The organism is Rhizobium sullae (assembly GCF_025200715.1).
GTDB lineage: Bacteria > Pseudomonadota > Alphaproteobacteria > Rhizobiales > Rhizobiaceae > Rhizobium > Rhizobium sullae.
Genome location: NZ_CP104143.1, coordinates 2,231,768 through 2,251,669, shown reverse-complemented (window position 1 = coordinate 2,251,669; position 19,902 = coordinate 2,231,768). Strand labels below are relative to the sequence as shown.

The following is a 19,902-nucleotide window of genomic DNA, read 5'->3' as shown; positions in this document are numbered from 1 at the left end:
CACTACAGTAACGGTAATAATGTTCAACTGAGGTGGCGGAGCCGGTGGCGAAATCTTTCGACGAAAGCGAATTTGAGGCATCCCGATCCGGCAATTTCGGCGATCTTCTGCAGGGTCGGGATTACCTCTTCTTCCTGCTCGACAATCTGGACTGGGATTCGCAGCTTTCGGCCGTCCGGATGATGATCGCCAGGAACCGGCATGCTGAGGAAGCATTCAGCAAGGCTATTGAGCGCGACGAGGAAGAGGTTCAAGCTTATAGGGGACCTCACCATCATCATTACGTCGATCAGCACACCGACATGCTGCACGAATCCGTCTTTCGAGACGCAGCTGAAAGCATGGCGGCAATAGGTATGATCGCACCAATGGTCGAAAGCACCTTGGGGCAATCGCTTGCTGCCTTGGGCGAGATGTATACCCGCAAAAATTTGACGCCACCCGAGCATAAACGCTGGAAGCGGGCGAAGAGCAACCCGGCCCGATGGAACTGCCAAATCTATTTCAACGACAAAGGCGAGGCGAAAAGCAACATCTTGGAAGGCTTTCCGCAGTTGGCGGCGGCGTCTGGGCTTGAGCCATTTCTATCGCCGGGTTTCCATGCCTGGTTTAAGGCCATGTTCACCTACCGGAATTTCATGTTTCACGGGGGGTTCGAATGGAGCCTTGAACGTAGGGCAGCATTTAAAGAGGCTATCGAAAAAAACGGTTGGGACCTGTTTACTTGTTCGAAATCAGGGGGCGAACCATGGGCCTTTTACATCACCAATGAAGCAATCAATCAGATGCCGACTATGGTCGAAAATATGCTCGACAGCCTCGCACAGTTCGCGAAATCGCTGCCATTCGAGCTGATATCGGACCCCTGAACGGGATTCCTCCCGCACACTAGCCAAGGGTCGCAATCTCGTCCTCGAATTCTCTGACCCCTTCGACAGCTTCCTTTTCGGTCAGTCGGCCGGACGCCATCAGCTTGAGCTGCAGACCTTGAACAGCTTCAGGTATGCTTTGCCCTTGTCACTAAGCACGCCTCGATAGATGTGAAGCTGCCCAGTCATGATCTCGGCGGAAGCATATTCCGAGATGATCATGTGGGCCGCGTCGGGCACGGACCAGTCACCCTTTACAATCAGGTCGTTGGCGTATTTGTTGTCGTTTCGCAAGCCTCGCGAGACTTCCTGCACAACGGCATCCACGGCCATGTCGTCGTGGGGGCCTTGCCCGCGATACCGAATTCTGTCGGCAACAGCTGGTTTTCAGGCGTGAATTGCTGCTGTTTTTGCTTCCGCTTAAATAGTCCGAATAACATGATGGCTCCCGCATCTTTCAACGCGAGAGCAACTGGTTTGCGCCACAATGTCAACATTGACTTCAGTCGTGGAGATTGGGAAAACCAGCTACATCCCCTCCCTTCAGCTCCGAAGAATTCGAACCAATTCGCTTAGCAAAACATCGAAGCTCTGTCGGAAATCAACTTGGGTGGTGGTCGGAATTGTTTCTCTGCGCCGGATTTGCGTATGGAGCGCACCGTCCGCAATATGACGAAGCGCCGTCTGAATGTGCTCGAACGACCCGCGTATTGATCGAGATGCTTGGCTCGTCACCTGTGAAAAGTTCGTCTGGCCGAAAATTGGTGGGACGTGGTCCACCATCGCCCTCGCGAGCATCGCGACCGATATCGTGTTACCAGCTCCCCAGGCACTGTTGATCTCTTCGCACATTCTCACGAGACGTGTGAGGTCGAATTGACTGTCCGAAATTGCCCGTAGTTCCGCCATCCGGGCGCTGTCGACGAAGTCGCCCCGTTGCTGCCGGGGTATGTGCGGCGGCTCGGACGCTGACAGCCGATCCCAGGCAGCTTTTGTCAGTCGATAACAATCATCAGGCACGAATTGGATCAGTCCGGAACTTGTTGCCTCATCCATGAGGTCGCCTGCACTGTCTTCCGAGGCGGCTCCCATTATGGCGCAGACGTCCATTGCTGAAAATTCGAGCGCGGCGAGATGGTCTTCACCTACCTGCTCTGCCATCCAGCGCAAAAGATTCTCTATCTGTTGATTTGGTGACGGGAGCTTTTGCGCGACCATTTCGTCGATCAACGCAGAATCGATCTCTAGCCAATCTTCCTCGGTCGAATGCGTGCGAATGTAATGACTGACCTTCGCCACAATGAGGTCGTTGACCTTCCCAGTTGGTTGAGTACGGCCCTTCAAGACGGCGACTGCGGTGCCTGTTACAACGAAAGGCCCACAGCGGTCGCAGCGATACTGGCGGACGTCCCCATTACTGCCGATCTCGGCAGCACTGCCGCATACAACGCATTGGCCCATCATATTTCTCACCCCTCAGTGTGCTGGAAGGCCATTGATGCAGAAGCTTTCCGCTCTCGCAACAAAGGCGCAGGCTGTTCCCACAAGCGTTTGCTGGCAAAATCGGGAATTGGCCTACTTTATGCCGCGACCGAGACAAATCTACCGAGCCGTAAGCAGGATCAGTCGTCGAGATTGATCGCCCGACGAGACCTCCGCCGACGCTCCTCTGCCTGCTGCTGCTCATACTCGTGCAACCAGTTGACAGTACCATCGAGCGTCAAAAACGCCGTATCCTTTGCTGCCTGCAAGCTGTCCTGCCAGCGCGGCCATGACGGCGAGTAACCGGTTAGCGTGCGTCATGTGGCTCTTCCAGCGGGCCTTTGTTTGGGGGAGCAGGGTAATGATGAATCCTCCGCCTTTGCGGTCCAGCTACCATCAGCAAGTTGCGTCTGGCCGATTTCGGGAAGGGCGAGGCCGTCGCTTTCCGCGTCGAGCTGCCCCAGGGTGTTGACCCGGCAGAACATCAGATCGTTTCTTTGACCCTTGCCGCCGCAGGCTTCCTGCAGCGTCAACACCGCGCCGATTGGATCGCTTGGAGCTACCCGGCTTTGTCGGCTATTCAGCTTATGCCCCGGCTTGCGGGTATCGGATTCGAGGTTTCGCACACTGGCGACGTTCCCGATTACATCATTCGGAAGGCAGCTTGACCATGACGACCGTTATTCTCAATAGGCCCGCGATCCGCTGACTTTCAAATTCGCTCTCGATGAGGACATTCGAAGCGGCGATTATGGCGTGATTCAGCGCGGTTTAATCCAGGTTCTCCGCTCTATTCCCAACCTGCAATTCAGCTACAAATGGCCCGCTTTGAGGTCGCATTGGCTGACCGGACCATTCCTTTCATGCTCAATGCCTTGACCGTCGCGGGCTATTCCGTCCTGCACAAGGGTGAGATTCCGGGCGAGATCGAGCAGGCCGACCGGCCAAACTGATACCAGCTATTGGGTCGCGATGGCGTCAGCGATGATGCCATCGTTGAGCATTACGCTACCGACCTTGCCCCTCACGGTGATAGAGCAGCCGCCCTCGCAGTTTTCTAGAATGTATTTCCGCTCCTCGCGCGACAGCTTTTTGTTGTCGACGAAGAGCCTATTGGTGCTGAACGGACTGTCCCCAAGCATTGCCATGTCGCCCATCGTGATAAGGACGCCGGAAACTTCCACCTTCTTGCCTTGCATCTGTTTCGCATCGAGCTTGACGTCCGTGAGGGACATAGCCTCGTATCCGCCAGGCTTTACATCAGCGGGTTTCGCCGCGAGAGCATCCACGGTTTTCAATGAAGCTGCCAAGCGCAACACGGTCGCAGACACGCCGTCGTTTGGATGCGCCGAGCATTCTCCGACCACCTTCTTTTCAAACTCGCCAAGACCCGAAGTGTTGGCCTTTCGAAATCAGCGCCGGTCTTTGCGAAGTAGGAACCCATCAGGAAACCGGCCGCCTGGGCGAGGTTTACATTACTGCTCGATTTCAATTTGTCAGTTGAGGAGATCGACATGAAGTCGGCCACGAAATTCTTGCATCGATATTGGTCTTCGCCGTGCGCTTAAAACGCGGCACTCATAAAGAGTGCGAAATAAGCGATAGTCTTCATAAAAAGTTCCCCCCGTACAGCGAGCGGCAATCTGCTCGAAAACAATAAGGGTTGCAACCGAAGTCGGCGGATACCGCCCTTCGTGCAACCTGAGAACGGCGATGGCGGACAGCTTTGTCATCTGGCGGCAGTCCAGTGGGTTAAATCTAAACAAATTTGCGATCCCCGCGAGGCCTAATCCCAGGTCTTCGCGCCGTCGGACGCCAATTTCCCCACCCAGATTTGAAATGGGTCAATTCGGTTGCTGCGTTTGGATGGCGATAAGTGTTACCCCCGCCAAACGACACCGCTGCGAAGCCCACTGTACCGATTCGGGCTATTGGGACGCTACCCACGGGCATCGCTGCTCCGTGATGGCTGACGAGTAGATAATCCACGGGTGCTGTCATAGTGGCAGGAAGAGTTGAATAGTCAGCATCGCCAGTCAGCAATGCCTCTCGTCCTGCACGCAATCTAGCTCTCAGCGTGAGGCCAGTATTGTTCGCGTTTCCAAATTTCCCAGCGCATTCTGCGATAGACAAATCGGGAGTGGTGAAGGCGGCACCGTATGGCCACACAAAAAGGTTTCCGCGCTTTGCAATCGCCATCGCTATTCGGGCAGCGCCCGGGCCCAGCCGCTGACTGGGAACGATCCATTTGGCATCGTAGAGGTCCTTGATCGTACAGGGAGCATGCAAATGGTCCCAGTCCCAGTGAGACAGTATCACGATCTGGTCTTTCGCAAGGTCAACGTCAAGTTTCTTGGGCGCTGTGTATCCGTTCCATGAGACAGGAAGGCCAGTGTCGAAATGGAGGTAGGATCGGCCCTCCTTGTCGACAAATGACACGAAACTTGCTTGTCCGACGTCGCGAACTACGATCTCCGTAGGAGCAGCGATTGACTTGAGGATTGGCTCGATATCGCTCCATTTCCTGCCTACCGTGAAGCGGTTCGAAAGCTCCGCAATGCACGTCGGCAGCGGTTCTTTCGCAGAGGCTGCGCCCAGTGATTTGGGTGAGGGGCCTGAAGGCGGCGACAACGGGTCAACAAGAGGGCTGCCGCCAACGGTGACGACGCGCGTTTGGGCGTAATATCCAAGAGGTCCCAGTTGCGCTTGCCAAGTCATCAAGCCATCTCCGCTCGGCTCAATCTTCAGGCGAAACCATGATCCTACAACCGGTGGAGCCCCCATGACCTCTTCAAACCGACGCGGCGTCGTGACGATACGGGTCAACGCGAAAGCCTTGAACTCCTTCTCGTTGAAAAGCTCACCTTCCGGGTTCCTGGAATCATCGACTTGATCGGCGTCTACACCATCAAATTCTATGGAGGCTCGTCGGTATGGGGATGCGCTCAAAAAGTCGATGCGGGACAGACGGGCGTAAAGGGCTCGCGGTCTGTCGTCTTCAGGGAAAGTGGGCGTAGGTATATCGATTCTCACGGGTTGGCTCCATCAAGCAATTCACGTCATGAATGATAGATGCAAATGTCGCGAGGTAATTGCAACCGGTCAAACGAAACTGATGGGAAGACCGGACGTTTCATTCAACTCGTGAAAATCGAATAGTGGCCAAGATCATTAGGGGAAGTCTACTTAACAGCGTCCGGTCGCAAAGCAGGTGTCCACGCAGTTTGGTTCTAAGGGCGAGCCCATCGAGGTTTTCAAGCAGCTTGATCGATATCTTGATATTTGGCGCTGGACCGTTGATGGCGTAAACCTTTCTTCAGTTGTTGATTTGGGCAAACTGGCAACAGCCAAGACATGCCTGCTTCTCACTCAGGCTTTCCAATCCGTCATGTAGGAATAACCTATATTTTCAAGCCTGAGCACTGACGAGCAGTTTTTCCAAGAAATATTGATAAAACAAGCGTGGATACCGTGAGATGTATTGGCGGAATCATTGTCCAGTCATAGGTTGTGATAACACCAGCTGGGAGTCATCTTCGCATGACGGGCGTCTATCATCATAGAGAGCAGACAGAAGCCAAGCATTTCATCTTGCGGAAATATCTGCAGACATTGGCATTCAAAACCTTACACGGCGGTTGGAGCACCCTTGCTTATATCGACGGCTTTTCAGGACCATGGCAGTCAAAGACGCCGGACCATTCTGACTCCTCTTTCATGATCGCAATCGAAGTGCTGAAGGATGCCCAGGCCAAGGTGCGGGCGTCAGGAAAAAAACCTCGCGTCAAATGCCTTTTCATTGAAGAGAACGCTGCGTCGTTCGCTCAGCTTCATCCGGTGGTGACTGCCCATCACGACCCAGCGAACGATTTCTTTGTCGAGACCTTCAATGGCAAGTTCGAGAATACGCTGCCCCAAATCCGACGGACCATTTCTAACGCCTTCGCTCTGACGTTCATCGATCCGACCGGCTGGACCGGATACGAGTTCAATAAGGTCAGACCGGTTTTCGAACATGCGCCTGGTGAAGTGTTGCTTAACTTCATGTTTGACTTCGTCAACCGGTTCACGGCCTCTTCAGACCCTAAGACGCTCGCCTCATTCGAGGGTATCCTTGGTCCAAACTGGAAAGCACGGCTCAACCCGTTGGTGCCGCGTGAAGAGGCCTTGATGGGCCTTTTCAATGAACAGTTTTGGAAAGCTGGCAAATTCGCACACGTTCTCAGCACCCCGATTGAGAAGATATCTGATCGCACGCACTTTCACATTGTGTACGGAACGCGCAGCCCTGAGGGGCTGGCGGCCTATCGCGATGTCGAATATGCGGCTCTCAAGGATCACGGTATGCGCCGCGCAGCAGCTCGCGAGGTTATCAGGGAAAGCAAGACGGGGCAGACCGATCTGTTCGGGGCTGAGGGAGCGGCTTCTCTAGCGGAAGACTCGATGGAAACTCAAATTGCGAGCATCAAGGTCCAAGCGAAGGACTGGCTTCGCCAACAATTGCCAAGCTGTCCGAAGCCATTTTCCGATATCTGGCCGCCAATGCTTGATAATTTTATGCTCAGAAAAACCGACGCTAGAGACATATGTGTAGAGCTAGGGAAGGCCGGAGAAATCAAGGAAACCTGGCGCATGAATGGGTCCAGGCGGCGTAAGCCTGACGACACCGATAAGATCGAGCGGTCTTAGGCTGCGACAGCGGGCATATTGTCCCAGGTGCGTCCTCGATATGATCGGCCGGTCTTCTTCTTGTTGTAGCCGCCCCACTGCTTAAAGAAGAAGGCAGTGTCAGCATCGGTGCACATGTCGAAGATTTCGTCGATCCAAGCACGGTCCATGGGGCGAGCCTGCGGACCTGATTCACCTCCGACGATGGCCCAATGAATTCCTTTAAGACTCCCTGAGAAGACTGAGCCGATGAGCGGCTCGAACGATACGAAACGGACCTCCGCAGGGACTTCGCGTAGCTCGTCGAGACGATGGATCACCCTGCCGTCCTCAACACTCGCGCCGAGCCAGACATTCGGCAGCACCTCGAAATCATTTTGCAGTATAGCAGCCATCCGATCAGGTCGCTTCGTCAGAATTTGATAGGTGTGGCGGGGTGTCTCCGCCATCACCGACCAAACTTTGCCGATGAAGTCGACCGGCACATCCGGATGGAAAAGGTCCGACATGGAGTTGACGAAGACGTTCCTGGGCCTAGACCAGGTCGTCGGGATTCGGAGAGCGTTCTCATCGAGGTAAAGCGCCCCCGTCCATTTCGCGCGACCGCCTGTTTTCCGCGTCAGACTTCGATACTTCTCAACGCCCATTGCCTCCAGGCGTGCTGCCATCCTCATAGCATAACAGTTGGTGCAGCCAGCGCTCATGATCGTGCAACCTGCCACCGGGTTCCACGTTGCATCCGTCCATTCGATAGTTGTGTCGGCCATCGCCCAGCTCCAGAATGTTTGGCATTGTACCGCGTTTGGTAAACAAACTGATAAAAAGGCTCACTCATGTTGGAACGTGGTGGCACACGAGGATGGATGCTAGAGGCGGCTCTGATCATAAAAAGTCGAATGCCCACGCCATCGCGCCTACGCCGGATCGAAACGTCGTCCCGCTGACATAGGATACCCATGCAGCGGTCGGAAGAGTGGACGATTGACGTGGTACAATACTTCTTACCGCACTTATTATCGTCGATACGACTGCCGTAGGAAACGATGGGACCGCATCATGCTCCGTTTTGAGAAGCGACGTCGCATGTTCAAAGGCGTTGACATTTTTTTCGCGTAGGAGCCCATCGCCCAAATCGACGGAGCGACTACACTTGTTCCGGATGACATCGTCATTGGAAAATTGCACGTTTTGTCAGAAGCTCTTTCTCGACAAACCGTGCGGTTGAGGTGTCGATGCGTAAGTAAACCTTGAGATGCACATTCCCACTTATCGAGTCTGTTGCGGTCGTCACATACTGAGCGTCGCCCTCTTCGACGTCGGGGTCTTCGTAAATATAGTCTACCGACGCTTGTAGGACGCATGGTACATCGAGAATGAGAGAAACGAAGATGTCATCGACTGCCGCGAGAGTATAACCGTCAACCGCCAAAATCTCATCAAGCCAGATGTCCTTTACGCTCCCGTCTGTTAGATCGCCGAAATAGAGGCCTTCAAGATAAGGCGCTTCGTTAGACAAGACCTCAAATAGCTGATCATCGAATCCAGGATGCTCAAAAAGCTGGTCTACTAAGGGCTCCAGATCAATGTCACTTTCGGCAGCGCACGACGCCAAAAGGTCATCAATGGAACCTAAAGGGATCAGCGCGGGGTGCGATCCTGCGGCGGAACGGAGCTGCGCATCCCCTGAGATGACATACATTCTTGCGGAGTTTTCGGCGCAGAAATCCGCAAGCGCCTCTACCATAAATGCGTCCGGGAATTCCTTACTGCCTCGTTTTGCGAATGGGGCAGCGCCAGCGAAATACTTCTCGAAAATCCTGCGAACAGGTATCTGCTGCGCCAAAATGTGGTTGGCGTTGAAGTCGTTGATAATGACGTCGAGGAACGCTTTCCAGAGAGACTGGCCCAACTCCTTCTCATCGACTTCCGAAAGCTTGGGAAAGGCATTGCTCAATTGGGACATGCGTTGAAAGTCATGGGCAATCTTCTTCAACCGCGCGGCGCGTTCCGAAACCAATTCCATAATTTGGCGGCTGACTTCAGCGTACGTGATGTCTGTCGTGTGAAGGACAAGCTTCCCTGCGAGGATATAATCTCCAAAGACTTTGAACTGGCTGTTGCGGACGTTGTATCCTGCCCGCCTATACACCTCGGTATCGAGAAATACGTGTCTGGTCTTTAAAGGTCGAACCTCCTGACGGGTGGGTTTAGAACTCACGACTCGCTCCTGTTTTTAGAGGCCTTTTTAACGCCTGGCGGACAATATGATACCCGCAAAAAAGGTGAGGCGTTTACGGGGCGAGATATTGGATTTCATCGACCGATCTGACGGAGCAGATTGGGCATATTTATCAAGCCGTCGACGTGGGCGGGTACGCCGAAGATGCAGCAATCGGAAGCGACTTGCGCGGCTTCTTCGCGCTTGCCTGCGAAAGAAAAGCGGTTATCGCCAGCGCGACGACAAGCAGGAATCTGAAGCGTTTCACGAGACCTCGCTACGTGCGTGTCGGCCTGGCCAGTACGACCAGAACAGCGGGTCTTCCATCCTGATGAGATCGTTTCCCTGCCAAGCACCTATCTGATGCCTAGTGGCATCGACTGCCGTAGCCATCGTGCCATCGGGCCGCAGCACGGTGAGGTCAACCGCGTCGATCCAGCTATCAATCATCAAACCCCGTGGAAGCCCCTGCACCTTAATTGCGAAGTTGGGGGATTGGCCCTTGGCGTCAGGGCCGATTGGAAAACCTGCCTCCCGCAATACGCCGCGAAACGATGGATGATTGATCACGTCGCCATCGAATCTGATCCCAAGGTGCTGCCATGCCCTCGTGAAGTGTTCACCCTCAAAATTTAGGGTTTCTTCCTTCTGTGATCCAGCTGGAGCGGAATCGTCGAAATTCTTGCCAAATGGTGCCGTCACTGACGGATCGGTTTCGTAATAATCGATTGCATTGTTGACGTGCACGAAATTCGAGAAGCGCTTCTTCTTCGCCAGCGGTGCACGCAGCACCCAGCTGTTGTTGAAGACGTAGTGGGGGCCGTCGGCGACGTGCTCTGTCGGGAATTTGAAGAACTGACCCCTGGTGTGCGTGTCTTCTTCGGGACCGGGCTTACGCAGGTTCCAACCGATGTTTCCGTAGATATAGAAGTAGCCGGAGCGTGCCATTTCCAGCGAGAACGGCACGTAGCAATCGACGATCACGTTGTGCCGGACCGTCCAGTTCCAGGCAAAGTGCTCGGGTTCAATGGCATTGTCTCGGATGCGAATGAACCAATTTCCTTCGATCAATACGTTGCGCGAACAGCTCTCAACAATGGGCTCGGCCACCTGGTTGAAAAAGTGAATCCCATTGAAGGCGTCAGCGATGATGTTGTTTTTGATGACGACGTAACCTGCGATGCTCCAGGCGCGAAAGAAGTCGCCGTCATACGCCCGCGCGTCGCTCTCGACGTTGACCAGCTTTCCCGTTTCTTGACGCTCGCCATGCACTTGCTCCCAATCTATATCTCGCCAAAGCCGCGATGGAGTGCCTTCCAGCTCTTTTTCGATTGTTCGTCCGCAGCGGATCGCCTCGCATATTTCCCAGCCATTTCCACTGGGGTCCTGCACCCAATCACAATCGACGACCAGTATATGCCGAGTGTTGATACCCGTGGCACCTATCGCAAAGGTGCCACCGCTGATTTTTAGCCCGCGAATTGTAATGTGCTGGCAGTTCTCCAGATAGATCGCTGTCGGCCAGCAACCTTCGAAATGCAAGTTCTCGATGGTGACCCACTGGCAGTTCTTCAGGACAAACGCGCCATTGTCCGCAAGATAATAGAGACCAGGGAAACGACCTCCGGCCTCTTGCGCGGCGGCGAGCCTGTTGCCGGTTTCTTTGTACTCCTCAAACCTGACTTTCGGTCCGACCACCGCACCGGAACCGCAGATGATGATCGGGTCGGATTCGCTCCCGGCAAGCGACGACAGTACGATGGGCTTTCCGTAGTCCCCCTTCGTCAAGTGCAGCTTATCGCCCGCTGTAAGTTGTCGAACCTTTCTGTGCACGTTGTCGGGACGTGCGTCGCGCGATCTTCCCATGCTGGTTTTCTCCGTTCGAACGGGCGATCAGGGACCGGCAGTCCAGGCGGTGAAAATTGGGAAGTGATCGGAGCCGAATGTATCCGATGCCACTTTTGGCGCGGCAAAAGACGCAGCTTGGGCGGCCGGTGCGGATATATGGTCGATTGCTTTGTCCGCGAATTCGGTGTCCTTGAAAGTCCGGCCAAGGTCCTTCGTCAGCATCGTCCACTTTTGGCTACCCGCCAGCGGCACTGTCATTACCGCAAAGGTGTCGTCGAAGCCATCACCCGTACAAGTGCTGGCAGGAAAGGGCGCTTTCGCGCAAGTGAAGGCTGCCAGTTGGCAATCGTCGAACGACTGGCCAAACTTGCCTGGTTCGAAGGATGTGTTCCAATCCCCGGCGATCAACACCGTACGGCCATCGGCAACAGCGTGGTCGGCGACCACTTTGGTCGCTGCTATCACTCGCTCGCGTTTGAAGGCGTTGTCCTTGTCTGCCTTGGCCTTCACGTCTGAACCGTTGTCCAGAATGCTTTGAAGGGCAGGGGCCGGAGGTAGGTCGAGCTTTTTCAAACCCTTGATTGCGTCGCCTGCGGCGAAGCAAGCGTCATTGGAATTGGATTTCAGATGAACCGGGAAGAGGGTCAGACCGTTTGCCAGGTCAACACGCAAGGTTCCTCGATCCGTAGCCGCCAAGCCCATCATGTCGATGCCCTTCAGCGGCATCTCGCTTACGGGTATCGAGCTGTCTCCATCTGGCTTGGAGTTCGTGAAGACCTGGACAGTGCGGCCTTCGGGCTTGGGATCGAACTCGATGACCGAAGTGATCGGTATCTTCGAGAGGACACCGACTTCCAGACTTGCATGGATTTCGTCGCCCTGGACCTGACCATCAGACGTTGTTGCATAGTACGTCGGCCACCCGATGGCCTCGGCGATTGCCTTGATGTCAGGCCGCCCGGTCAGCTCGATCAAAACGATCACGTCAGGGGAGAGGGTGTCCGCCATCTTTTTGTAGTCGGACGCTCGTACGAGAAGCTTCTCGTAAGGTGACGCAGCGATGTTCCAGGAGACTATTTTGACGTCGGCAGCCCAGGTATTGGTTGCAAGCAACGCACCGGACGCGAGAAGAAGCGAACGCAAGCAGTTCATTTCGATAACCCCTCAAGTTTGCGAAATGCGGATGCGATGTAGATTTTTGGATGCCCAAGCGATATTACTCGCCTAACGTGAATTTCTCAAGGCTGTAACTACCAAGGCGACAAGACTATAATTGGTATTATTCGCTTGCAGTGATTAAACGCGCGATGATCGGGCCCGAGCGAGCACCCTGTCCCCCAGCCTTATGATCCGGCTCAAGTTTTCGGCTTTACGAAGGTCCCGTTGATCCAACCTTCCGCGCCGGAGGCGGCGGACTTCACACGCCACCACTTCCCTTGTCTTTCCAATACCGTCAGTCCGCTCCCTTTTCCAAGGGTTTCGATTTTCAGATAGGCAGGTGCAGGACCCTCGCGCAGGTTGAGGTCGGTCGTCGTCACGAACGGCTCGACGGAAGCGGGGATATTATTTTCGTCACTTGAGGCGACCGGCGGCGGTTCATCGAATATTCTAGGCGACGAAGAAACCTCTTTTCTTTCCAAGGGCGGCAGAAATGGTTCCGAAGAAGATGCGGGTTCGTTTAAAATCTGTGTCTTCACGGCAGGGGGAACAGCAAGGGAGATTTCCATTGCCTTGTCGAAGGCCGCTTGAAAATCGGGCTCGATCGATCGTGTCTCAACGGCGGATTTTGACGGATCGGCCGAAACTGAAAGGTTTTCCTCAGGCTGACTAGCCGACGGGGAGAGGGTGGTTCCGGTTGGCTCGGGCGTGATTGGGGTGGATGCTGTTGTTGATGACTGCGGGGACGAAGAACTCGGAAAAACAGACTTCGCGCTGCCAGACTCGCTGTAACCCGAACGACCGAAGTTCGACGAGTGGCGAGGCTTCGCCGTCGACTGCGCGATGACGACTGCGCCGACAGTCATGCCGATAATTATCCAGAAGCCCTTATAAGATGTAGACACTCGTCCCCCTAACCGATGTCCAACTCGACTTGTTTGAGGCGTGTGTAAGCATCGACAAGTTGCTGCGGCGGCTTGACGCGAAGTGCTGAGGCGGCGTCAGCGATCTGCTTTAAGTCGACCGGAGCCTTCAACAGCTCACGTTCAATTTCAGCTCTCTGCTTGGCAATCTCGGATTTGACCGCCTGAACGGCTTGTGGGTCTGTCGGTATCGATGCATTGAACACGAATTTGCGTTCAACAGATCGCGCCCATGCCTCGATGTCACTAGCAAGTGACGGGCCAAAGCCGGGCACGCCCGTCACAGACCTTTGCCGAACATCCAACGCGCTTTCGAAACCATAAGACGCAAGCGTTGCTTTTCGTCCCTGGCCAATGCGCGGGATTTTGGCCCGGTCGACAAGGTGCGAGTCCATGTGCTTTTCAAGCTGCAGCTGCCTCTTCTTCTGCTCCAGCGCAGCGAGTTTTTCCCGTTCTTTGGTGGGCAGGGCCGAGTGAGCGTTCGCAAGGGACAGATAATGGCTACGCCGTGCTTCGAATGTTTCTGGCCCTGCCTTGCTAAGCCATATTTTCTTCTGTTCCTCCCAGCCCGATTTGGCATTGTTATGCTCGGTGGCAAACTTTGCTTTCAGGTCGAGCGATCTTGCGGCAACGATACCCGCGCCTATTACCAAGGCGAGACCCCAGAAGCCGCTGACCTGCGACATAAGATAAAGCCCCACTACGATCGCCCCAAGACCAGCGAGCACGGTTAGATTTCGTTCGCTGCGAGCACCTCTTCCTGCCGAAGACATGGCGAGTTGGGGAAGCGGACCCAACGCCGACTCCGGGTTAGGCGGAGAAGGTGGAGCTGGCATTGTTTTGATAGCGGTCAGGAGCTGCCCGATGTCCATGATCGGAGCAGTCGGAGAGAACTGGGCTGGGAACAGGGACCTGCCCATTGAGTGCTCAAGCTTGCACCAAGGGCAAGCCCCAACATCTCGCTTATACGCGTGGGATTTGTCTACTGTGCAGATTGCCAAGATCGCTTCGGCGTTCTTGAGTAGTCTCACCCAGTCAGCGGCAGCGGGCCGACCTCCAGGTTGTCGGGCAGGCGGCATGAAGGCTGCCTCGAATGCTCTGCGGATGTCGTCACCGTAATCGCCAAGACCTGGCACAAAGGGCGGCGGCTCCATCATGGTTTCCGACTTGCGTGAGCTGTAGGCAAAGCGCCCACCGCCTATCGCCGTCTTGATGTCCATGTCGCCTTTGCCCAGGTACCTGCCAGCATAGGGATGGCGACCAAGGAATAGAAGCTGGAAGAGCAGGACAGCGAGACCGAAGTTGTCATGGTTTGGCGTGCGATCCACCTTGTCGAAAGACGCCCCCTGCAATTCAGGCGGGGTATATTCTGCTACGCCGACAAGCGACCTATATGTTGTCGATCCAGAACGGTACTGGAAGGAGTCGCTGTCGATGAGTGTGACCAGCGCCTTGTTACTGACAAGGATGCCCGAATGATTGATATCCCCGATTACGCACCCGGTCGCATGGATGCTGGCGACCGCACTGGCCAAGTTGATCGCCGACCGCAAAAGGAACTGCGAGTCCGCCGTTGGGAACTCGGTCTTTCGGCTGCCAGGACCGTAGAGGTCGTGGACACTCTTATACCCGGCGACTTTTTTCATTGTGAAACCCAGAAACTCACCGGATGGTGACTTGAGGGTATCGATAGGGAAGGCGACATAATCGGACCGGACATGCAGCCGGTCTGCCACCATCGCAGTTACCTTATCGCGCCTGTCTTTCGCCTTGCCTGGATTGTAGATTTTCGCAGCGAGGTCTGCGGTTTCAGCGATGTGATGGACCGCGCCTTCACCACCCTTGCCCAACGTCGCGCCCAGCGTCAATCGGCGGCCATCAGAGGAAATTACCGTAGTCACGTTCGAAGCCCCAGGATCAAAGATTTGTCATCGTCGGTCCGTTCACAAACATTTGGGCTGTCGAGGTACGCCCGAAGCGCGTTGGAAAGCTCCTTATCGACGGAGCGGGCCGAGGACAGTTTCAGGGGCGCGAGCATTCGATTGAAGAAAGGGCCATGGGCGGTCTTGGCTATGTGATCGAGGACGAGACGCTCTATGCCGTCTGAGAAGACTGCAAACTCCGCGATTTGTCCTTCGACCACCACGACCTCAAGGCGAGGCTGGGGATCGTCGGTCACAAACGATGTGGTAGATGCATATTCGCCCTGATAGGGCCAGGACGGGACCTCCCATTCTTCTGAAGCTGAGCGCCGGATTACTGCGGCTCCATCGCCAATATGAATGACGACCGACGCCCGATCTCCAACAAGTACCGCAACCAGCGTCGCAGCAAAATCTCGCGGCCGAGCCTCAGCAGCTTTGGCTTTGTGATTGATGGCTTCCCGCACTGTGTCGATCCAATCCCACACGACATCCTCGTCCAGCTCTGCGAGCGAGGATCGAACGAGAAACTGGCGGCAGGCCTTGAGAAAGGCGATGCAGACGGTGCGAGAGCCAAATTCCGCCAAAGAGGCGCTTCCGGCACCGTCGGAAACGACAGCTACCATTACCGAGCCGTCGCCTGTGAGAAACTCTTTTGCGCAGGCGTAGTCCTGGCACGGCGCATTTTTCTTTATGTGGGACGTGCCGATCGAACGGGCTCCCGCCCATCGCCATGTGCCATTCATGAAATAGAGGCCCACCCATCCGGCGTTGCCGGGTTCGACAGCGGAACTGCATCGCCGGGGTTCGATTGGGAAACCGAGCTGAGGGAGCTGGACAGCCAAGAGAACAAATCGCGGAAGCGGAGTTCCTTCAAGGCGAGCGGCGCACGGGTGCTGATCTGTGAAAGCACCTCCATATTCGCGCCTTCGACACCAACCGCAAAGAAGGAGAAGGCCTTTTCAGCTTCACCGGCTTTCACAAGACTCGCGGCATTCTTCCAAGCGTCGGTCGGGCCACCGTCGGTGATGAGGAATACCCAGGGACGGTAGTAGGAGATGCCATTCTGACGATACTGGTTTTTGCGATCACGGAGCAGCTGCAAGCCTTGCTCGATCGCGGCACCCATGGGCGTGTCACCGTGCGATTCAAGGTTCGGCGCATACCAGTTCTGAACGCTCTGGAAATCGTTGACGATGCTTACCGGGCCGAAGGTGACCACCCCGACCTCAACGCGCTTTGCTGCCAGAGCGTCAGCAAAAAGCTCATCTTTGAACTGAACGAGGCCATCGTTCAGTTCTCGGATCGGCTTCCCGTTCATTGAGCCGGAAACGTCAAGTAGCAGGAGGCACGGGCAGCGCGGTTCCGGATTGTCAACGAATTCGGCACCTTCAAATGGCTGCTGCTCGAAAGGATTGGTCATTGGGAACCTCGTTGATGGAAATGATTAGTTCGCGGCGATACCGAAGGCGTCCAGAACCTCGGGGGTGATCGTCCCCGTCGCCCGCAGGCGATAGTCTGTCTGCATGGCGAGTAGCGCGGTCTTGCAGGCTGGACCAACCTTTCCGTCGATCAGACCGGAGTAATAGCCATAAGCGGTCAGCGCCGTCTGCACCCGCATCACGATGCGGGTGAACTTCTCGCTGTTGCCGGGTAAGGTCTTTAAAGGTGCTGCTAGTGCCGGTGCAGCCGGTGCAACCGCATAGGCAGGCGTCCGTGCTGCCGGAGCAGGAGCGGGAGCCGGGGCGGGTGGCATGTAGGTCGGAGCAGGCGCGGTGTACGTTGGTGCAGTGTAAACGGTCGAGGGACGTGTGTAGGTCGGCGAGCTATACGTTCGATAGCTGTATCCCCCGCCGCTGCTCGAACGATGGCTCGAATGCGATCGATGGGAACTATGGGAACGGTGGCCAGCTAGCGTGTAGATATGTTTGAGCTTCAGTCGCTCAAGCACCGACGGCACCGGATTTGGCTTTGCGACGAGGTCGCCTGGAAGCATTGCATCTGCCTTCGACGGCAGGAAGCCCGCCGCAAAAAACGACGGAATTAAAAACAGCCTCTTTTTCATATTGAACCTAGCCCAGCGAACCCCTCGTTGTGACTATACCATTCGAAAAAACCACCACAAGCTGCGCGAGAGCCACACCCCGAGCAAAAATCGAGATACTTCCGTTTCCAATCAGAGATGGTTGAAGGAGCGTAAGGGCGATACTCAGGTGGGACCGAACAAAGCGGGAAATTATACAATGCAACCGATGTGCCTCGGGCCACGCTTCGATCGATAGCCGTCGCAACTGGCAGAAAGTCAGAGGATGTATCGAAAAACGACTTGGTCCAGTTCATCCGGCCATAGCCGATGCGTTCCATTTGCATCAGAGCCCAAACGTGGACGAAACTCAAACGGGTGAAGACGAAATCTGCTAGGTCGGCAAGGTCCGAAGCGTTCTGTCGCATCACTACTGTCCGCAGTTCGACGGACGCCCCGCAGCGCATCAAGATGCCAAGCCCCCTCTCAAGCCGTCTGAATGCACCAGCCTTACCGACGATTTTATCGTGCGTGTCCGCGTGGGCGGAATAAAGGGGCACACCCCACAAGATGCGACTTGTTCCGATTTCCAACAGCTCAGCGACGTCGGATGCCTCAAAGTGCTGCCCATTGGTCAAGATGTGGAAGGTCACGTCCGGTCGCGCAGCGGTCACGGTGCGCAACATCTCGAAGAGCCGATCCTTATGGAGAAGGGGCTCTCCGCCTGAGATTCCGATCACTGCTCCCTTGGGTGAAAGCAAGGCTGCTTCAGCAAATTGACTGAACAGGTCCGTATGATGCCGCTTTGGCGGCTGGGAGCACATAACGCAGAGCTGGTCACATTGTTCGGTGACGAGGAAGGTATTGTGCTGCGACGAAGCGCGGATCAGCCTGTGCGCGGTCGCTTGACCAGGCAAGACAAGGATGACGTCGCCGTCGTACTCTTCGGGCTCTGCCGGATGGATCACAAGGGAAAAGCCGTGGAAGTCATATTCCAGGCGACCATCATCGCGAGCGATCAGGATCGCGTCGGCCTCGGACGGGGTGTTGGAAAGTGAATTGCGCAGCCGAACCACGATGGGCTCGTCCAACGGTAGGGGATCGATTTTGACCCGGAGATTGATCATCGATGCCACCTTGCCAGAGCCTCATCGAAGTGAGGAACACCAGCCCAGATTGCCATGGATTTCCTGACCTTCGGATCGTCGGAGTAGATCATTGAGAAAATTTTATCGAAGATATGCGTATGCCGCTGACAGAAGTCAGTTAGGTGCTTTGGCATATCGATCCGGCCATAGCGGGAGAGATCGTCGATGAGGTCGACGCCGCAGAATGGCTGATAAGGGCAGTGCAGGCAGTCTGGGTGATAATTGTTTAGAGCTTCCGAGTTCAACGTATCGATAGTCGTTCGCTCAATCCCGTCGAAGACGTTGCCCATGGATAGATCAAACTGGCCGACGCGGGTGACCATCCTCGCTTCATCCGTTGGGTAAAATTTGCCGTCGTAGTCGACGACGAGGTATCCGTGACCAACGATGTTCGGATTTCTGAGGTCTACGTGCCCGTTGTGTCCTGACCTCAGGACCCGGCGAAGACAGTGGACGAAATAGTATTCCTCCACAGCGAGGTTAGCTGTCCAGTTGTACTCGATGAGGTCGTCGATAAATGCCGAATGATAGACGTTCCAGACCTCGGCCGCCGCCGCCGCGTCGAACTTCTTACGAGCAAACCCCTGAAAATTTATGGGCCGCAAATAGATCGATCGCATTCCAAGGGACGCGTAGGTTTCGATCACAGATCGCGTTGGCGGTGGACGATGTGGATTGATCGTCGGCAACGCGGACACCTTGTCACTGCCCAACTGTTCAAGAGCGCGATGAAGGTTCGATGAGAACGCCTGGGTTTTATCGGGGCTGAAAGTCCTCTGACTTTCGTGCGTGAACATATCACCGTCAAGTGACGTGCTGACGAATACGTCCGGCAATTCCAAGAACCGCCAAGCGTCTTCGCTCATATCCTGCAGGTTCGTACAAACGACGAACTCGCAGGTTTCGAACTTCGTCAGACAAAAGTCGCGAACCCTGTCGAGCACATCGAGCCGCAGCGTAGGCTCACCGCCCTGAAACTCGATCTTGATTTTTCGGGTAGACAATCCGTTCAAAAAGCGAATGCCTGCGTCTAGCGTCGGCTCATCCCAGTCAAATCCGGATGTGTTTTCGTTGACCCGTGAGACCTGACAATAACCGCAAGCGAGGTTGCAGCGTAGTGTGGGGACGAGGATCACGTAGTCCAGCTGGCCAGGGGTGTAGAGACGGCTTGCAAACCTGTGCTCGAACCCCGCGTATGCGAGATCACCAACTTCCTCAAAGGCATGGCCGTTGTGGTTCAAGAAAAATTTATCTTCTGCGGTCAGGCGACCGAGCGCGTAGCGCGTGAGAAAGTCATTGTCGGATTTGAAGTAGGTGCCTGCGTCGTCGGCAAAGAGCAAGTCGCCGGATCGAGATGGCCTGAAACGTAATGGGAAGACTGTCATCGGCCGGTCACACCGGCGAGCAGCGTGCGCCTTAAGGACAGAGTCTCGCTATAAATCTTTTGGCGATAGAGGCAGTACAGGAACTGCTGTTCAAGCTGCTCAGCGGACACGCCGGTCTCCCCATCGATCGTTACGATATCCCCAGCGATTGCCACATTCGATCCAGGAATCAGGTAACGAAAGCGCACGGTCGCTTCGGCGACGTGGGGCATCAGCTCGGGAGCAATCTCAAAGTTCATGGCATCTTACACGCTGGGG

19 protein-coding genes are annotated in these 19,902 nt (G+C 55.2%); 2 read left to right on the top strand and 17 right to left on the bottom strand.

Translation table 11 applies throughout. The annotated features are described in order from the left end of the window. Positions 1–44: 44 nt before the first annotated feature. A complete protein-coding gene (locus N2599_RS11520) occupies positions 45–869 on the top strand; it encodes a hypothetical protein (protein WP_027508373.1) in 825 nt (274 codons plus the stop codon). A gap of 99 nt (positions 870–968) precedes the next feature. Here the strand turns inward: N2599_RS11520 and N2599_RS11515 are convergent, their stop codons facing one another. From N2599_RS11515 to N2599_RS11495, 5 genes are all read right to left on the bottom strand, one after another. Next, positions 969–1,196 (bottom strand): hypothetical protein, encoded by a 228-nt coding sequence (locus N2599_RS11515; RefSeq protein ID WP_245209206.1) that lies wholly within the window; start codon positions 1,194–1,196, stop codon positions 969–971. 216 nt (positions 1,197–1,412) lie between these two features. Continuing rightward, complete coding sequence (locus tag N2599_RS11510) at positions 1,413–2,333, bottom strand: hypothetical protein (RefSeq protein WP_156915207.1); 921 nt, start codon at positions 2,331–2,333, stop codon at positions 1,413–1,415. Positions 2,334–2,668: 335 nt separating this feature from the next. Then, on the bottom strand, positions 2,669–2,977 hold the full coding sequence (locus tag N2599_RS11505) for a hypothetical protein (protein WP_156915208.1): 309 nt from the start codon (positions 2,975–2,977) through the stop codon (positions 2,669–2,671). Positions 2,978–3,310: 333 nt separating this feature from the next. Then, positions 3,311–3,586, bottom strand: coding sequence for a hypothetical protein (locus tag N2599_RS11500; RefSeq protein ID WP_156915209.1), 276 nt, complete (start codon positions 3,584–3,586; stop codon positions 3,311–3,313). 523 nt (positions 3,587–4,109) lie between these two features. Beyond that, the gene (locus N2599_RS11495) at positions 4,110–5,384 is read right to left on the bottom strand and encodes a ComEC/Rec2 family competence protein (protein WP_027508376.1); all 1,275 of its coding nucleotides are present in this window, start codon (positions 5,382–5,384) and stop codon (positions 4,110–4,112) included. Between the two features lie 507 nt (positions 5,385–5,891). On the opposite strand from N2599_RS11495, the gene tcmP reads away from it, so the two are divergent. Continuing rightward, positions 5,892–7,040: a three-Cys-motif partner protein TcmP gene (gene tcmP, locus N2599_RS11490; RefSeq protein ID WP_027508378.1), complete on the top strand. Its 1,149-nt coding sequence runs from the start codon at positions 5,892–5,894 to the stop codon at positions 7,038–7,040. On the opposite strand, the gene N2599_RS11485 is transcribed toward tcmP, so the two are convergent. The 12 genes from N2599_RS11485 to N2599_RS11430 form a co-directional block, all read right to left on the bottom strand. Then, complete coding sequence (locus tag N2599_RS11485; protein WP_027508379.1) at positions 7,037–7,786, bottom strand: DUF5131 family protein; 750 nt, start codon at positions 7,784–7,786, stop codon at positions 7,037–7,039. The two genes, tcmP and N2599_RS11485, sit on opposite strands and share 4 nt — an antisense overlap. A 401-nt stretch (positions 7,787–8,187) precedes the next feature. After that, complete coding sequence (locus tag N2599_RS11480) at positions 8,188–9,237, bottom strand: PIN domain-containing protein (protein ID WP_027508380.1); 1,050 nt, start codon at positions 9,235–9,237, stop codon at positions 8,188–8,190. A gap of 264 nt (positions 9,238–9,501) precedes the next feature. Further along, positions 9,502–11,103 carry a right-handed parallel beta-helix repeat-containing protein gene (locus N2599_RS11475; RefSeq protein WP_037141049.1) on the bottom strand — a complete coding sequence of 534 codons (1,602 nt, stop codon included), beginning with the start codon at positions 11,101–11,103 and terminating at the stop codon, positions 9,502–9,504. A 27-nt stretch (positions 11,104–11,130) separates the two neighbouring features. Continuing rightward, positions 11,131–12,237, bottom strand: a complete 1,107-nt coding sequence (locus N2599_RS11470; RefSeq protein ID WP_027508382.1) for an endonuclease/exonuclease/phosphatase family protein — start codon at positions 12,235–12,237, stop codon at positions 11,131–11,133. A 203-nt stretch (positions 12,238–12,440) separates the two neighbouring features. Then, positions 12,441–13,109 (bottom strand): SH3 domain-containing protein, encoded by a 669-nt coding sequence (locus tag N2599_RS11465; protein ID WP_027508383.1) that lies wholly within the window; start codon positions 13,107–13,109, stop codon positions 12,441–12,443. A gap of 47 nt (positions 13,110–13,156) precedes the next feature. Next, positions 13,157–15,067: a helix-hairpin-helix domain-containing protein gene (locus N2599_RS11460; protein ID WP_027508384.1), complete on the bottom strand. Its 1,911-nt coding sequence runs from the start codon at positions 15,065–15,067 to the stop codon at positions 13,157–13,159. Then, complete coding sequence (locus N2599_RS11455; RefSeq protein WP_027508385.1) at positions 15,064–15,834, bottom strand: PP2C family serine/threonine-protein phosphatase; 771 nt, start codon at positions 15,832–15,834, stop codon at positions 15,064–15,066. Before N2599_RS11455 ends, N2599_RS11460 begins: the two co-directional genes overlap by 4 nt. After that, the gene (locus N2599_RS11450; protein WP_027508386.1) at positions 15,831–16,511 is read right to left on the bottom strand and encodes a vWA domain-containing protein; all 681 of its coding nucleotides are present in this window, start codon (positions 16,509–16,511) and stop codon (positions 15,831–15,833) included. Before N2599_RS11450 ends, N2599_RS11455 begins: the two co-directional genes overlap by 4 nt. A gap of 24 nt (positions 16,512–16,535) precedes the next feature. After that, positions 16,536–17,153, bottom strand: coding sequence for a His-Xaa-Ser repeat protein HxsA (hxsA, locus tag N2599_RS11445; RefSeq protein ID WP_027508387.1), 618 nt, complete (start codon positions 17,151–17,153; stop codon positions 16,536–16,538). After that, the gene (gene hxsC / locus N2599_RS11440) at positions 17,150–18,238 is read right to left on the bottom strand and encodes a His-Xaa-Ser system radical SAM maturase HxsC (protein WP_027508388.1); all 1,089 of its coding nucleotides are present in this window, start codon (positions 18,236–18,238) and stop codon (positions 17,150–17,152) included. The genes hxsA and hxsC overlap by 4 nt, the downstream gene beginning before the upstream one ends. Beyond that, positions 18,235–19,644, bottom strand: a complete 1,410-nt coding sequence (gene hxsB, locus N2599_RS11435) for a His-Xaa-Ser system radical SAM maturase HxsB (protein ID WP_027508389.1) — start codon at positions 19,642–19,644, stop codon at positions 18,235–18,237. Before hxsB ends, hxsC begins: the two co-directional genes overlap by 4 nt. After that, positions 19,641–19,883 (bottom strand): hypothetical protein, encoded by a 243-nt coding sequence (locus tag N2599_RS11430; RefSeq protein ID WP_027508390.1) that lies wholly within the window; start codon positions 19,881–19,883, stop codon positions 19,641–19,643. Before N2599_RS11430 ends, hxsB begins: the two co-directional genes overlap by 4 nt. Positions 19,884–19,902: the final 19 nt, after the last annotated feature.